The 15,355-nt window shown below is 59.2% G+C and carries 14 protein-coding genes and 1 tRNA gene; 9 read left to right on the plus strand and 6 right to left on the minus strand.

The features are described 5' to 3' along the window. Positions 1 to 45: 45 nt before the first annotated feature. Positions 46 to 666, minus strand: a complete 621-nt coding sequence (locus AU381_RS05150; protein WP_064240714.1) for an FMN-dependent NADH-azoreductase — start codon at positions 664 to 666, stop codon at positions 46 to 48. 197 nt (positions 667 to 863) lie between these two features. On the opposite strand from AU381_RS05150, the gene AU381_RS05155 reads away from it, so the two are divergent. From AU381_RS05155 to AU381_RS05180, 5 genes are all read left to right on the plus strand, one after another. Further along, complete coding sequence (locus AU381_RS05155) at positions 864 to 1,805, plus strand: LysR family transcriptional regulator (protein WP_064240715.1); 942 nt, start codon at positions 864 to 866, stop codon at positions 1,803 to 1,805. Between the two features lie 393 nt (positions 1,806 to 2,198). Continuing rightward, a complete protein-coding gene (locus tag AU381_RS05160; protein ID WP_064240716.1) occupies positions 2,199 to 3,497 on the plus strand; it encodes a tyrosine-type recombinase/integrase in 1,299 nt (432 codons plus the stop codon). Between the two features lie 223 nt (positions 3,498 to 3,720). Then, on the plus strand, positions 3,721 to 4,269 hold the full coding sequence (locus AU381_RS05170) for a hypothetical protein (protein WP_064240717.1): 549 nt from the start codon (positions 3,721 to 3,723) through the stop codon (positions 4,267 to 4,269). Next, positions 4,260 to 4,658, plus strand: a complete 399-nt coding sequence (locus AU381_RS29515) for a hypothetical protein (protein WP_156528549.1) — start codon at positions 4,260 to 4,262, stop codon at positions 4,656 to 4,658. The genes AU381_RS05170 and AU381_RS29515 overlap by 10 nt, the downstream gene beginning before the upstream one ends. Before the next feature lie 21 nt (positions 4,659 to 4,679). Next, the gene (locus AU381_RS05180; RefSeq protein ID WP_244520051.1) at positions 4,680 to 5,480 is read left to right on the plus strand and encodes a hypothetical protein; all 801 of its coding nucleotides are present in this window, start codon (positions 4,680 to 4,682) and stop codon (positions 5,478 to 5,480) included. A 178-nt stretch (positions 5,481 to 5,658) separates the two neighbouring features. Here AU381_RS05180 and AU381_RS05185 read toward each other — a convergent pair whose 3' ends face one another. Continuing rightward, on the minus strand, positions 5,659 to 6,684 hold the full coding sequence (locus AU381_RS05185; protein ID WP_064240719.1) for a hypothetical protein: 1,026 nt from the start codon (positions 6,682 to 6,684) through the stop codon (positions 5,659 to 5,661). 641 nt (positions 6,685 to 7,325) lie between these two features. On the opposite strand from AU381_RS05185, the gene AU381_RS05195 reads away from it, so the two are divergent. Both AU381_RS05195 and AU381_RS05200 read left to right on the plus strand, forming a co-directional pair. Next, positions 7,326 to 7,751, plus strand: a complete 426-nt coding sequence (locus AU381_RS05195) for a hypothetical protein (RefSeq protein ID WP_244520026.1) — start codon at positions 7,326 to 7,328, stop codon at positions 7,749 to 7,751. Continuing rightward, entirely contained in the window at positions 7,748 to 8,143 is a 396-nt protein-coding gene (locus AU381_RS05200) for a hypothetical protein (protein ID WP_064240721.1), read from the plus strand. Before AU381_RS05195 ends, AU381_RS05200 begins: the two co-directional genes overlap by 4 nt. A 201-nt stretch (positions 8,144 to 8,344) precedes the next feature. On the opposite strand, the gene AU381_RS05205 is transcribed toward AU381_RS05200, so the two are convergent. Next, positions 8,345 to 8,420 (minus strand) — tRNA-Thr (locus AU381_RS05205). A 154-nt stretch (positions 8,421 to 8,574) separates the two neighbouring features. On the opposite strand from AU381_RS05205, the gene AU381_RS05210 reads away from it, so the two are divergent. Next, the gene (locus tag AU381_RS05210; protein WP_064240722.1) at positions 8,575 to 9,345 is read left to right on the plus strand and encodes an NAD kinase; all 771 of its coding nucleotides are present in this window, start codon (positions 8,575 to 8,577) and stop codon (positions 9,343 to 9,345) included. 94 nt (positions 9,346 to 9,439) lie between these two features. Further along, positions 9,440 to 9,928 carry a hypothetical protein gene (locus tag AU381_RS05215; protein ID WP_064240723.1) on the plus strand — a complete coding sequence of 163 codons (489 nt, stop codon included), beginning with the start codon at positions 9,440 to 9,442 and terminating at the stop codon, positions 9,926 to 9,928. A 60-nt stretch (positions 9,929 to 9,988) separates the two neighbouring features. On the opposite strand, the gene prfB is transcribed toward AU381_RS05215, so the two are convergent. The 3 genes from prfB to AU381_RS05230 all read right to left on the minus strand — a co-directional run bounded on the left by prfB (position 9,989) and on the right by AU381_RS05230 (position 15,187). After that, positions 9,989 to 11,120 (minus strand): peptide chain release factor 2 gene (gene prfB / locus AU381_RS05220; RefSeq protein ID WP_156528550.1). Its coding sequence is split into 2 segments (ribosomal slippage): positions 9,989 to 11,050 and positions 11,052 to 11,120, totalling 1,131 coding nucleotides; the frame shifts between segments, so codons are not numbered across the junction. Positions 11,121 to 11,217: 97 nt separating this feature from the next. Continuing rightward, on the minus strand, positions 11,218 to 13,671 hold the full coding sequence (locus tag AU381_RS05225; RefSeq protein ID WP_064240725.1) for a penicillin-binding protein 1A: 2,454 nt from the start codon (positions 13,669 to 13,671) through the stop codon (positions 11,218 to 11,220). A gap of 346 nt (positions 13,672 to 14,017) precedes the next feature. Next, positions 14,018 to 15,187, minus strand: a complete 1,170-nt coding sequence (locus AU381_RS05230) for an N-acetylmuramoyl-L-alanine amidase (RefSeq protein ID WP_082909818.1) — start codon at positions 15,185 to 15,187, stop codon at positions 14,018 to 14,020. Positions 15,188 to 15,355 lie beyond the last annotated feature (168 nt).

The following is a 15,355-nucleotide window of genomic DNA, read 5'->3' on the forward strand; positions in this document are numbered from 1 at the left end:
ACTTTTTGTGGGAGCGGGTTGCTCCGGCGCCGGCCGAATTGATCCTCAGCTTGCGAGCCGCAGAACGTTGCCTTCAGCGATCGTCTTTTCAGCTTCGGCAATGGCGAACTGCTTCTGGTCGGCGCCGAGGTTCAGGCCTTCGGCACGGACGAATTCGACGTCGGTGATTCCGAAGAATCCGAAGATGGTGCGCAGATAGCTTTCCTGGTGGTCCATGGCCGAGGCCGGGCCGGCGGAGTAATGTCCGCCGCGCGTGGAGGCGACGATGACCCGCTTGCCCTTGGCGAGACCCTCCGGGCCGGCTTCGGTGTAGCGGAAGGTCTTGCCGGCGACGGCCAGGCGATCGATCCAGGCTTTCAGCTGGCTCGGGATCGAGAAGTTGTACATCGGCGCGCCGACGACGATCGTGTCGGCGGCAAGAAACTCCTCGAGCATCTGGCGGCCGACGCGGATATCCGAGGCCAGAGCCGGATCGACGCCGTTGAGGTCGGCGGGCGCCATGATCTGTGCGCCGGTCAGATGCGGCAGCCGCTCGGAGACGAGGTCGCGATAGGTGACCTTCGCATCGGGCCGATCGGCCTTGATCTGCGTGACGAGCGCCGCCGTCAGGCGACGGGAAACCGAATGGTCTCCGAGAATGCCGGAGTCGATATGGAGGACGTTCATGGGAGGCACCTTTGTTTCGAGTTGCGGTGCACAACATATGATTTGAAAACAATCACGGGATAAGACGGCGAATAATTGACATTCCGTTTCCTGAGGGAAACAATTGATAGGGTCGGGATGAGGCCAATCCGGCCACGATCGATTCCGGGAGCGGCATGGGAGCGCTGCGCTTTTCGCTCGCTCCAGTGGAGGCTAGCATGCAGGACCTGAACGATATTGTGCTCTTCGCCGCCGTCGTAAAGAACAACGGCTTCAGCGCCGCCGCGCGCGATCTCAATCTTCCCAAGTCCAAGCTCAGCAAGCATGTGGCCCGGCTGGAAGACCAGTTGGGTGTGCGCCTTCTCGAACGCTCGACTCGCAAGCTGCGCGTGACGGAAATCGGGCGCGTGTTCTACGAGCATGCCCAGGGCCTTCTGGATGGCGTCGCCGCGGCGGAGGCCGAGATTGCCGCTGTTCGCGCCGAGCCGACCGGCGTCGTGCGGCTCGGCTGCCCGATCGGTTTCGCGCCGATGCTTGCAGACATTCTACCCGGCTTTCACCGCCGTTATCCCGGCGTTCGGCTGCTGATCACCTCGACAAACCGGCGCATCGACCTGATTGAAGAACGATACGACCTAGCGCTGCGGGTGCGGGACCAACTTGATACCGACAGTCAGCTCATCGTGCGCAAGTTTGGCGAGGTGCGTCAGAGGCTCGCCGCAAGCCCGACGCTTCTTGCCCGGCTCGGAGAGGTCACGACATCCAATCTCTCCGAATTGCCGACGCTCTCGATGAACGAGCAGCACCCGAGCGACGTCTGGCGCCTCGTCCATGCGGAAGGGGGCACGATCGACATTGCGCATCGGCCTGTGATCGGCTGCAGCGATTTTGTCATTCTGGAGCGTGCGGCGATCGAAGGCATCGGGATTGCGCTGCTGCCGGACCACATCTGCGAGCGCGCCTTCCGCACCGGCGTGCTCGTTCCGGTGCTCCCCGAATGGTCGTCCGGCAATGTCGTGGTCCACCTGGTCTTCCCTTCGCGCCAAGGCATGCTGCCGGCGACGCGCGCGCTGATCGACTACCTCGCCGAGAACCTGATCAAGGCGATCGCCCGCTGCCGCGAGGTAGACCCGAAACCGGCGCAGTCATTCGACATTTGACGGGACGCAGCCAGCCGCCACCCGCGTGACCTCGAGCGGGCACACGATCTGAAGATGTGAAGCCCCCAAGCGGGCCTCTTCGTTGCACATGGACTTGGTGTTGGTCGCCCGCGCAATCTGTGGGCTTGTCGATAGGAGAATGCGAGCCGCGACGAGCTTGACCCGGAAAATTCCGAACAAATAGTTGGAAGAATGGTGCCCCCAGAGAGACTCGAACTCCCGACCTACTGATTACAAATCAGCGAAAGTGACATTTCGCGACCGTTCAGAGTGATTCAGTCCACAGCTAAATTGAGCTTCAACCGCCTGACTCTCTAGGCTTTTCACCATTCACATGCTTTCATCTGCATCCGTCACCATTCGCCGTTTTTTGTTACCCCAAAGTTACCCCGGATGCCAGCAGCAAAGCCATTCACAGTAAAATCGATCGAAGCCATAAAAGCCGACGCGTCGAGGAAAGAGATTCCAGACGGCGGCTTGCAGGGCCTTTACTTGGTGGTGCAGCCGACCGGCGCGAAGAGTTGGGCGGTTCGGTACCGCCATGCGGGCAAGCCACGGAAGATGACGTTGGGGGGATTTCCGGCAATCAGCCTTGGCGACGCCCGTGAAAAGGCTCGCAACGCGTTGCGGATGGTCTCGGAAGGCAGGGACCCTGCCACAGAGCAGGCAGAGCAGGAGACTAAGCGGCCGGCGCACATGGATCTGATGCCGGCGCTGCTCGACGAGTTCGTAACTCGCCATGTGGCCGTAAAGAACCGGCCGTCTTACGTGAGGGAAACCAAGAGGATCATCGAAAGGAATCTGAAGCCAAAATGGAAGCAGAAGCTTGTCAAGACCGTGACAAAGCGCGACGTGCTCAGACTGCTTGATGAAATCGTTGATCGCGGCTCGCCTATCATGGCGAACAGGGTGCGGGCGCTGCTGAGCAAGTTTTTTGCGTGGGCCATGGAGCGCGACATAGTGGACGCCTCGCCCGTCGTATCGATCAAAGCACCATCAGAAGAGAAGACGCGCGACCGTGTTTTGACGGATGAGGAAATCCGCTTCCTATGGCTTGCGTCCGAGAAGCTCGGATACCCGTTCGGGCCTGTCGTGCAACTGCTGCTGCTGACTGCTCAGAGGCGAACAGAAGTCTCCGACGCTATGTGGGATGAAATGGAGCTTGAGGGGAATAATCAGCTATGGGTTATCTCTGCCGACAGGGCGAAGAACCGAAAAGAGCATTTCGTCCCGCTTACCGCCTCTGCGCTGGAAATCATCCGGGCGCTTCCGAAGGTCAAGCCGGCTGAGGACGAGGATGCAAAGCCCATCTACCTTTTCACCACGACGGGCAAAACGCCTATCTCTGGCTTCTCTAAAGCGAAGACCCATCTCGACGCGGAAATGCTTGCTCTTGCAAGAAAGGAAGCCGCCGAGCGAGGCGAAAACCCAGAAAGCTTATCTCTTGAGCCGTGGACATATCACGACCTACGGCGGACCGCTGCGAGCGGCATGGCGGGGCTAAGCGTTCCAGTTCACATCGTGGAGGCGGTTCTTAACCACCGATCGGGCTCAATCAAAGGGGTTGCCGCAGTCTATAATAGGTACGACTACGCTGAGGAGAAGCGAGCGGCCTTGACGGCCTGGGCTGAAAAGGTTGCGAAGCTGACCGGCCGTGAAAAGGCGGCCTATGGTACGGAAGTTGCCGAGTGAGAGCCGTGACGGTGACACCCAAGGAGCCTTTCACAATCGACGAGATGATAGAACACGAGGTCCTCTTGGAGCGCTATGATTGGCTCAGCGCGCAGATCCTGACGAAGTGGCGGAATTCGGGAGCTATCCGGTACTTCCGGGGCCGAGGAGGAAAGCTCGTGTACCCGCTCATTGACATTCGTTGGGCGGTCACAGTCGAATTGAACAATAGCATTGAGGGCGAATGACGAAGCGTGCGCCGATTAAACAGGCTGATCTCAATCGCCTGGCTGCTGTCGCCAAGCGGAACAACATAACCATAGAGGTCGAGGCGGAAGGATATACGATCCGGCTGCATCCAAACTCAGCCGCGCCGCGGGAAGCGGTGGACAAGAACCCGGAAGAATTCACGTCATTGGCCGAATGGCAGGCGTGGAGAGATCGAGAACGTGCTCGTGAAGCTCGAGGAAAAGCGCCAGCGCCACAGCGAGATTCCGCTTGGGACATCCCGTGGGAAGACATCCCGCCAGAGCCAATCCAGCCGCCGCTAAACTGGAGAGAGCGGAGGGCGATGGACTACCTGATGGCGCACGGCACCGAGGTCCGGATAGATTGGTACGCGCTAAAGGATTATGGCTCCCACACGCAAAAGAAATTGGAAGAGCGCGGCTTTGTCGAGGCCAGTTCGGAAACCGACCGCCATGGTCACCCCAACCAGATCTGGCTGACTAAAGCGGGAGCGAAGGCAATGCGTGACCAGCGCGCACACAGAGATAAGTATCCATGTCTGTAGAAGGAAATTCCGCTCTTGATGGAGCAATAACCCCGGCCGCTGCAGTTGCTAAACTGCAGGCACTTGGCATTCACGTGTCCGAACGCACGTTGCGGGAGAGAGCTAGAACGCTCGGCGCGTGCCGTATCATTGGGAAGGCCATGTTCCTTCTTCCGTCCGACGTAGAGACCATCTTGGAAGCGGCAAAGCCAGTTCCCAAACAGCTAGGATTAGTCTCAGAACGCGAAGCGGTTTCACGCTGCACCGGATACGATACTGAACAGCTCCTCAGGCGTTTAGAAAATTCTTCGAAGAAGAAAAAGGCTCCGTCTGTCGGGCGCGACACCGCGGAACTTCTGCAACCCAGGGAGCAGATGAAGAGAGAGCAAGCCGCACGAAAGAAGAAGTAGTTTCGGGTGGCAAACGCTACAATGAGCCTCACCACCCAGTTCATCACTGAGCTAGTCAGAGCCGCGAACGAAGCGGAGAGCCTGAGTTCGTTCGACGTCAAACGGCTCCTGTCCCGGTCGATTTCAGCCATACGCGACATACGCAAGCAGCGGTCGCGCGACGTAGCCGTTTGGCTAGATTGCCTTTTTCTTGAGTTGGCCTATCGTAAACTTCTCAACCGGAGGGGGAAGGCCATGAAGCGAGCAACGGCGCTTTTACTGGGTGGTCTATTTGTCGCGTCGCCAGTATGCGCCCAGGAAACGGTTCCTTGGCGAGATATCAATGGCTGGAGCATTCTCATGGATTCGACCATGGGAAATGGCTGTTTCGTCACCACCGGCTATGAAGATGGCACCATCCTACGTCTGGGTTTCGACTTCCGAGAAACAAAGGGCATCTACCTAGCTTTAGGAAACAAGAATTGGGCGTCTCTTGAACCAGGAAAGGACTATCCCCTCCAGATACAGTTCGACGGCAATCCCGTGTGGAATGCCACCGCAAGGGCGTTGAATTTTAGCGGCGCGAATTACTTGGTCGTTTCTACGACCGACACCAACTTCGCCAACGAATTCACCAGAAAGCTAGCGATGCGAGCGACCTTCAATGGCCGCCAAGTAGCGGCCCTTCGATTGAGTGGGTCAGCTCGCGCAGTTGATGAGATGCTTAATTGTCAGAAAGCTGTCAATGATGCTATCGCGAACAAAAACACCCCGAACGCGCCAAAGGATCCCTTTCAGGCAAATCCCGACGTAAGAAATGCTAATGATCCCTTTGAGATGTAATCTCGACTGAATTGATGAACAAAAAGCGGGACGGTTCGAGCTCTCTGCCGAAGATCGGTGCGACTGTTAATAGGCCTACTAAGACAGCCGGCTCATTTCCCTCTCGCTGTTGACCACGGATGTACTGGCAATGGCTGCAGGAAGGTCGGGTTAGCCCGGCCTTTTTTGTTCTGAGTTGTTATTGTAGATCGGTGAAGTTAACGCGGCCTTGAGCGAAGTATGCAGAAGCTTCCTCCAGACGTCGATAGAATGCGAGTATAATTTTTGCAGTGACCAAGGCGTTTCCTCCGGTCAAAGCTTTAACTGTTTCGAAGTTTAGAGAACCCATCATCTCTGTGAGTTGCTCTGCCTGCAAAAAGATGTAATCTTCCCCTGCTGGGGCCGTCGCAAATGCAGTCCCGGACATTTTCAGGTAGTGATTTTCGGACAAATACTTATATAGACTGCTGTAGAGCTTCGACAGATCCCTTCGGTTATCCAGGAAGTTCGGAATTATTTCGTTCATATCAGAGAATAATTCGTCTTCGCCGCTAATAACGACGGAACCAGGTGAAGCGTACGAAATTCTCTCTAGTCCAAGCCTTTGGGTTCTGAGCACTTTTTCCACAAGTTCTTGGAAAAAATGCACATAGCTGAAACCTCCCTCGAACGGTTTGGTTCGGAAGGTATTCTGAATTCGCTGACGGGACTGGGCATCCACTTGAGCGTTAGCCCAATTTCGCGTCGCCGCGATAAATGAATAGACATCCGAATAGCGCTGATAGAAAGCACCGAATTCAGGCATGTCCCATTCTCCGTCAACGTACAGAGTCTCGGCCCCGACAGCGGTCGGTTCAACCGGCAGATCCTCTGTATGGTGGCTGGAGAACATCCTGGATTCGGGAAGATACTCCTCTGGGAGTGCATCTGTGAATGGCGCCAACATCACTTCGCCTGAACTCATCTTATTGAGGTCAAAGGTGTAGGCCAAACGCGACTTTGGATAGGTGAAGAGATACCTCAGATCGACCGCGCCATCCATATATGATTGCCAGTCCTTGCGTGTGGCTGTTGCCGCAAGGAACATGGACTTTGTCTCGTCTGCATCAGGGATCGCTACTGCGATGACATTCACACTTTGAGCGGTAAGCAAAAGCAGCTGAGGCTCGTCAGCGTATATCAGAGTTGCCTTGTATTTTGCTTTCCGTCGCTTCGGGCCACTCATAGCTCAATAACCTCGGCGATGTGACCGGTGGGGTCGAAACCGTCATACATCCAGAAGTCGACGTGCTCCCTATCATTTTCAAGCCATGAGCCAGACCCCTGAGGAACATTGAGGACCCCAATATGTGTGACCTTCGATCTCATTTTGGGCATTCTCGCGATGCGCTTTGTTTTCTCTAGGGACATGAAGAGAGAACATGAGGCAAATCTGCACTCCGTAACATCGTGCGGCTTCTGTCTCCCGAGCTTCCGATGCGAATGAAAGTGCTCAAGAATTGGAACTGCAGCCGGCAACATTCGATAGGCGGGACCAAATGATTCATCGATGGCCTCCCGGGGAGGACAACTGTCGGGCAAATCTTCCAAATATGCCATTATTGCAGTTCCCTTTTTTTCATGCGCTACAATGGAATTGCTCACTAGATCAAATGCATTTTTTCATCTTAAGGCTGAAATTCGTTAACGCATTGCAATCACGTTAATATTTGTAATGCCAATAGGTGCTACGAGCGCCCGGCACGCTTATGTGATGCCTCCAGCCAAGCGCTGCTCTACCGTCGCCCTTGGGATCGTTACGCACAGGAGGTCACGATTGATGGTGGCCCTCTCGTCAGGACAGGAGAAAAGGACCCCTTCTGCGTCATGACGGTGAAGGACATCGTTTACGAAATCAAAGCCGCAGAGCGGGTGCTGAGGGGAAAAACATTCGATCGGCAGAAGAAGTATCGCGGGCTGACGCGTCAGGAACTGGAGCAGTCTTTGGACGACGATTACGAGCGCGTGGCTGTGGCTCGCGAATATGAGGCCGAATGCGCCCGCGCGCGCTCCCAGTCTGGGATTGAACAAGCAAAGGCTCGGCTCGATGAGGCCCGAGACACCTTCACAGCTGTTGTGAAGCGTATCCTTGCCGAACCGGAATATTCCATGACCGGCGTCCTCATTAAGGCGCAGGCAATTTCGGTCGCCTCCGCGGCGGACGCCTTGATGGTCTTCTCCACTTTGGAAAACGAGGATTGGGGAACGCGTCTTGCCCGTTCCGTCCTGCATCACGCGGAGGCACGCGCATGACTGAGAACACGATGAACCCCTTCGCCAACCCCGAACAGCGCCTTTCCAAGCTTTCGATGTTTGCGCTTGATAGCCTGTATGACGCCGTCATGCTTGCTCGCCGCACCCTCTCAGGCATCGTCAACCAGCCACGCTTCTTCGAAGGCGAGGACTACAACGGCGCCGGAGACGAGGTTGAAGGCCTGATAGATGCGTTGATCGACTTCGCTGGCGCCGCCGTAAATGTCGCGAAGACCGCAGACCCATCAAACCCCAGAGCTATGGAGGCCCGCGCTTGGCTCTTATTGAAGTACTCGGTGGACTGTCACGACAGCCTCTCAGCCTATGCCGCGGAAGCCGCGGGCTATGCTGCCCAACTGGAAACGCTCAAGAAGCTCAAGGCAGACGCATGAGCTAAGATACGCCGAAGCCCGCGACGTGAGCCCGCTCCGCTAATGGGGGCGGGTTTTTTCGTTTGATGATTCCCAAGGCACCAGTAAGGTCACGGGGTAACGGGGCGACCAGACAAGCGCCTAGCAAGCGCTCTTGTTACCCCAAATGTTACCCCGGCGAGGTTTCGGCAGAATTGGGAGGAGCTAAGTGATTGAAGTATTTGGTGCCCCCAGAGAGACTCGAACTCCCGACCTACTGATTACAAATCAGCCGCTCTACCAACTGAGCTATAAGGGCACGTTTCGATCACGGGAGTTACCATATTCTGACTCCGTGTAAAGGAAAAATGCGGCTCCCCTGAAAATTTCGGGTGCACTCGCCGCAGGGTCGTGCCAGAAAAATGGGCATGGCGTCGATCGCCCGCTGCCCGCAACGACAACGGACTGAATGCATGAGCCAGTTCAGCACACTCGCCTTCATCGCCTCCACGGCCGAAGAGGCGCAAAAGGCGGCAAAGGAACTCAAGGCGATATACGGGGACCATGATCCGGACGAGGCCGACGTGATCGTCGCGCTCGGCGGCGACGGCTTCATGCTGCACACGCTCCACAAGACGATGAACAGCGGCAAGCGCGTCTACGGCATGAATCGCGGCTCGGTCGGTTTCCTGATGAACCGTTACAGCACCAAGAACCTGCGCGAGCGCATCGCCAGCGCCGTCGACAACGCGTTCCACCCACTGGAGATGCGCACGGTCGACGTCAATGGCAATGCATTCACCGCGCTCGCAATCAACGAGGTCTACCTTTTCCGGCAGTCCTATCAGGCCGCGAAGCTCAAGGTCATCGTCGACGGCAAGGTGCGGCTCGATGAACTGACCTGCGACGGACTGCTGCTCGCGACACCAGCCGGCTCGACCGCATACAACCTTTCCGCGCACGGTCCGATCCTGCCTCTGGAGGCCCCTCTCCTCGCCCTCACCCCGGTCAGCCCTTTCCGGCCGCGGCGCTGGCGCGGCGCGCTGCTTCCGAATCGCGTTACGGTCGAGATCGAGATTCTCGAGGCCGACAAGCGCCCGGTCAACGCGGTCGCTGACCACCAGGAGGTCAAGTCGGTCGTCCAGGTGCGCATCGCCGAATCGGAAAAGCTGACGGCCCGCATCCTGTCCGATCCGGACCATTCCTGGTCCGACCGCATCCTGGCCGAACAATTCTCCAATTGAAATCACACGTTGCAGACCGATATATGCTGCAGAGGCGATTGTCATCACGCTGCATGCGGCGATGACGACCCGACATTCACGATGGAGCCTCACGATGCACAAGCCCCTGTTGATCGCGCTTTGCCTGGTTTTGTCCGCCGGCGCTCTCCGGGCGCAGGAAGGTGACATCGTTCCCTCGAACATCACTTTCGTGACGAGCACCGGCTATTGGGAGAACGCGGAAGGCGCGGCGCCGTCCGCCGATCCGGCCGGCAGCGCGCCAGGGTCCTCGGCCGCACAGCGTGGCTATTACAAGCTGATTGCCGTTCGGCAGACGGACGGTACCGCACGGATCCACCTCCAGCAGGTCGCCTCGACGCCGGCCGGTCCCGAAGTGGTCTCTTCCGCGGAACTTGAGGAATTCACCGCGATGAAGGCTTTCGTCACCGATATCCGGCCCGAAACCTCGACTGGCATCACCCGGCAGCCCGGAATGCACGCGACGGTCTTCCTGAAGACCGAACCTTCCGCCACAGAAGCCGAATCCTGGACGGTGCTGATCGACGAAATCGGCGACATCAAGATCGAGCGCGCGACGAACTGACCTCCAAAAGAGAACGGCCGGGGAGCCCGGCCGTTGATCGCGCTTGTCTCTCAGGAAAGATCAGTTCAGGTCGTCGACGACCGCATCCGCCCCGCCGCTGACGCGGTGGGCAAGCGCCGCCTCCATGAACTCGTTGAGCTCGCCGTCCAGCACATCGCCGGGGCTCGTGCTTTCGACGCCGGTCCTCAAGTCCTTCACCAGCTGGTAGGGCTGCAGGACATAGGAGCGGATCTGGTGACCCCAGCCGATATCGGTCTTCGAAGCGGCTTCGGCATTGGCCGCATCCTCGCGCTTCTTGAGCTCGGCCTCGTAAAGCCGTGCGCGCAGCATGTCCCAGGCCTTGGCGCGGTTCTTGTGCTGCGAACGCTCCTGCTGGCACTGCACGACGATGCCGCTCGGCATATGGGTGATGCGCACCGCCGAATCAGTGGTGTTGACGTGCTGGCCGCCGGCGCCCGAGGAACGATAGGTATCGATGCGGCAATCGCCTTCGTTGATGTCGATCTGGATCGAATCGTCGACGACCGGATAGACCCAGATGGACGAAAACGAGGTGTGCCTTCGGGCATTGCTGTCATAGGGCGAGATGCGGACGAGACGATGGACGCCCGATTCCGTCTTCAGCCAGCCATAGGCGTTGTGGCCCTTGACGAGAAGCGTGGCGGACTTGATGCCGGCCTCTTCCCCGTCCTGGATTTCCATGAGCTCCACCTTGTAGCCCTGACGCTCCGCCCAGCGCGAGTACATGCGCAGCAGCATGTTGGCCCAGTCCTGGCTTTCGGTGCCGCCGGCGCCCGAATGGACTTCGAGATAGGTGTCGTTCTGGTCCGCCTCGCCCGAAAGCATGGCCTCGACCTGCTTCTTCGCAGCCTCGTGGCGCAGCTGCCGGAGCGCTTCCTCGGCCTCGGAGACGATTGCCGCATCGCCTTCCTCTTCACCGAGCTCGATCAGCTCGATGTTGTCGTTGAGCTGCTGCTCGAAGCGGCGCAGGTTACCGATGCTGTCGTCGAGCTGCTGGCGCTCGCGCATCAGTTTCTGCGCCTCGGCGGCATCGTTCCACAGCGACGGGTCTTCCGCCTTGTTGTTCAACCAGTCCAGTCGTCTTATCGCCTGGTCCCAGTCAAAGATGCCTCCTCAGCAGGCTTATGGCCTGCTTGATTTCGTCGACAATATTCTCGATTTCGCTGCGCATGTTCCTGCTTCTTGGTGTGGCTTCAGAAATGTGAGCGTCAAATAGCGATGCCCGCCGCCGATGTAAAGGCGACGGCAATCTCGTTGACCAAACTGGGTCAGAAGAGGCCGTTGGAGCCGGAGGTCACAGCCTGGTTGGCCTGTGGGGAGCTCTTCAGGATCTCCTCCGGCGGCGCATATTCATCGAGGTCGCCGATGACCGAGAAGCTTTCGGCCGGACCGGTCCCCGGCTTGAAGGCTTCGATGATCGTGTCGGGCTCGCCCTCGACCGCTGCCATGCCGGTCTTCCGGTTCACCGGAATGAGGCTCATGCCTTCCGGAACGACGAACTTGCCGGGCTGCGTGCCCTTCACCGACTCCTGCATGAAAGCGTTGAAGATCGGTGCCGAAAGGCTGCCGCCCGTCGCACCGCGGCCAAGCGGCGCCGGATCGTCGAAGCCAAGATAGAGACCCGCGACGAGATCGGGCGTGTAGCCGACGAACCAGGCATCTTTTTCATCGTTGGTCGTGCCGGTCTTGCCGGCGACGGGGCGATCCAGCTTGATCTTGCCGGCGGCCGTACCGCGGGTGATGACGCCTTCCATCATCGAGGTGATCTGGTAGGAGGTCATTGGATCGAGCACCTGCATGCGATTGTCGGTCAGGACCGGTTCTTCCTGCTCGGCCCAGTCGTCGGCGTTGCAGTTGTCACAGGTGCGATCCTCGTGGCGGAAAATCGTCTTGCCATAGCGATCCTGAATCCGGTCGATCAGCGACGGTTTGATCTGCTTGCCGCCATTGGCAAGAACCGCATAGGCCGAGACCATGCGCAGCACCGTCGTCTCGCCGGAGCCGAGCGACATGGAAAGAAGCGGCGGCATCTTGTCGTAGATACCGAAGCGCTCGGCATATTCGGCGACCAGATTCATGCCCATGTCGTTGGCAAGCCGCACCGTCATCAAGTTGCGCGACTTTTCGATGCCGAGACGCAGCGTTGAAGGACCGGCGGAGCCGCCGCCATAGTTTTCCGGGCGCCAGACCTGGCCGCCGGCGACGATCTCGATCGGCGCATCGAGAATGACCGAGGCGGGCGTATAGCCGCTGTCGAGCGCTGCCGCATAGACGAAGGGCTTGAAGGAGGAGCCGGGCTGGCGCATCGCCTGCGTGGCGCGGTTGAACTCCGACTGGCCATAGGAGAAGCCGCCGACCATCGCCAGGACGCGGCCCGTATGCGGGTCCATTGCCACCAGGCCGCCCTGAACCTTCGGCGGCTGGCGAAGTCGATACTGGCCCTGCTGCTCGAGCGGCTCGACATAGACGACATCACCGGGGCCGAGCGCGCCCTCGGGTGAGTTCGCGGTTTTGCGCTGGCCGCCGGCGGAGCGATAGGCCCATCGCATGTTCTCAGCGGAAATGTGTCCGGTGACCCGTTCCGCGACGATCTGACCGGAGGCTTCCTTGTCCGGCTGGATGCCGATTTCGGCCCCCTCGCTGTCGACGGCGAGCACGACGGCGAGTTTCCACTCCGGCACGTCGTTCAGCGCCGGGATCTTGCTCAGAGGCTCGCCCCAGTCGCCGCCGATCTCGATCGTCTTGACCGGTCCATGAAAACCGCGGCGCTCGTCATAGCTCAGAAGCCCCTCCTGCAGCGCCTTGCGCGCGATGATCTGCAGGTGCGGATCGAGCGACGTGCGCACCGAGAGACCGCCTTCGTAGAGAGCGTTGTCGCCGTATTTCTGGATGATCTGCCGACGGACCTCTTCGGCGAAGTAGTCCGAGGCGAAAAGATGGGCACCGCCGCGCCGCGGCGTCACGCCGAGCGGCTGCTTCTTCGCCTCTTCGCCGTCCGGCTTGGTCACGTAGCCGTTCTCGACCATGCGGTCGATCACCCAGTTGCGACGCTCGATCGCCGCTTCGGTCTTGCGGAACGGGTGATAGTTGGCCGGTCCCTTCGGAAGGGCGGCAAGATAGGCTGCCTCGGCAACCGTCAATTCCGTTACCGACTTGTCGAAATAGGTGAGCGACGCGCCGGCAACTCCGTAGGAGTTCAGCCCGAAGAAAATCTCGTTCAGATACAGTTCGAGAATCCGATCCTTGCTGTAGGCCTGCTCGATGCGGAAGGAGAGGATCGCCTCCTTGATCTTGCGGTCGATCGTCTGGTCGGCCGTCAGCAGGAAGTTCTTCGCGACCTGTTGGGTGATCGTCGACGCGCCGACCGGACGCCGGCCAGAGCCGAAATTCTGGAGGTTGACGGCGATGGCGCGGGCGAGGCCGGTGACGTCGACGCCCGGATGCTTGTAGAAGTTCTTGTCCTCGGCGGAAATGAAGGCCGCCTTGACACGATCCGGTATGGCCTGGATCGGCAAATAGAGGCGGCGCTCGCGCGCATATTCGGCAATCAGAGCGCCGTTTCCGGCGTGAAAGCGGGTGGTGACCGGCGGCGCGTATTTCGCCAGCACCTCATAGTCTGGCAGGTCCTTGGTGATCGCGCCGAGATAGATCGCGACGGCCGCGGCGGCGCCGAGCAGCAGAAACGCACCAATGCCGAAAAAATATCCTATCAGTCTGATCATCAGCCAGATACCGGTACCTTATTGTCCCATTGCCGGGTCGCCATTCGAAAGACCCACTTTCGCAAGGCAAGCGGCCGCGCCGTACGCTTTCGTCAGAAATCGCCCGGCACGACAGCTACACGCTTCGCGGGTTCCCTCATATGGCGAGGAAACTCAAGCTTCAACATCGTTTCCCAACAAATCGGGACGCCCTTCCCCAAAAGGCCCGGATTGTGAGTAAAATAGGGCTGGTGGTCGGTTATACTGTGCGCATCTCGCCGAAAAGCATATCGCTGTTACGCCGGCGACACAAATCACTTCCCGCGCATGGCTGCCGCCGAAGCGCTTTCATGGGAAGGGCAGCCGCTCACCCGCCATTCGCAACCGCCGTCTGGCGATAACGCCGAACGGCAACAGCCAGCAGTTGCGACACCTTCTTGCGCCACTCCGGATCGAGCAACTGCTTCTCGTCCTCCATGTTCGACAGGAAGCCGAGTTCGAGCAGGATCGAAGGGACGTCAGGCGCCTGCAGGACGCGGAAGCCGGCATGGCGGTGGGGGTTGTTGATCAGCTTGATCTGTCCTTCAAAGGAGGAGACGACGCTCCGCGCAAGGTTGACCGAAAAGGCCTGGGTTTCGCGGCGCGTCAGATCGATCAGAATATCTGCAACCTCCGCGGGTTCGCTTTCGAGCGGTATGCCGGCGATCTCATCGGAGAGGTTTTCGCGCGCCGCCAGGTTAGCCGCCAGATGATCGGACGCCTTGTCGGAGATCGTGTAGACGGTGGCGCCGCGAATGTCCTTCTGCTTCAGCGTATCGGCATGGACGGAAATGAACAGATTGGCGCCTCCCTGCCGGGCGATCTGGACACGCTGCGGCAAAGACAGAAACTCGTCGCCGCGGCGCGTCAGAAAGGCCTCGATGCCGGCCTCACGGTTGAGCGTCGCCACCAGATCGCGCGCAAAGGCGAGCGTGACGTGCTTCTCCTCCGTCTTGGTAACGCTGCCGATCGCGCCGGTGTCGATGCCGCCGTGCCCTGCATCCACGGCAACCACAAATGCGCCCGAGGCCTTTGCCGGCGCAAGGGCCGGACGGCCCGTCTTGGCGGCACTCACCGTTCCAGTCCACTGCTGATCGCTGAGGAGCTTGTCGAAGCGGGCCTGGTCGATCCTCTCGGCGTCGATAACGAGGCGGAAGCCCTTGCCGTCTTCCTCGGGCTTCACCTCCGCGTGGGTCACTTCCGTCGGGCCCTTAGCCGAGAGCACCAGCCGCGAGGCCCCTGCCCCCATCCCGCCATAGCGAATGGCGTCGAAGAGACCCCGTGGTTCCAAACTCTCCGGCTTCAGGCCGAAGGACGTCTCCGGAAGGTCGATGATAACCCGCACCGGATTTGCGACGTAGTGAATTGAGTATTCGGGATTGCGATCGAACTCGATCACGAGGCGCGTGCGCGCATCGTCGCCGGCGACTCGCGCGCCATAGGCCAATAGGGGCGCGGTCCCTTCGGCCCGGCTCGTGGCGGGCAGCAGCACGGCCATCGCCGCGAACAGGATGGCAGTCGCCCGTGCGACGCGGCGCGACAGCCTCTTCGCCTGCGGCAGATGCAGCTCTGTTGCGGAACGGTTCACCCAGGCTCCCCCATCGTCATTCGAAATCGGCGCGGGCCCCAAGGGACCGCCGCCAGCACCGCCCACCAATGAACCTTC

Origin of the sequence: Sinorhizobium glycinis (genome assembly GCF_001651865.1) — a bacterium.
Lineage (GTDB): Bacteria > Pseudomonadota > Alphaproteobacteria > Rhizobiales > Rhizobiaceae > Sinorhizobium > Sinorhizobium glycinis.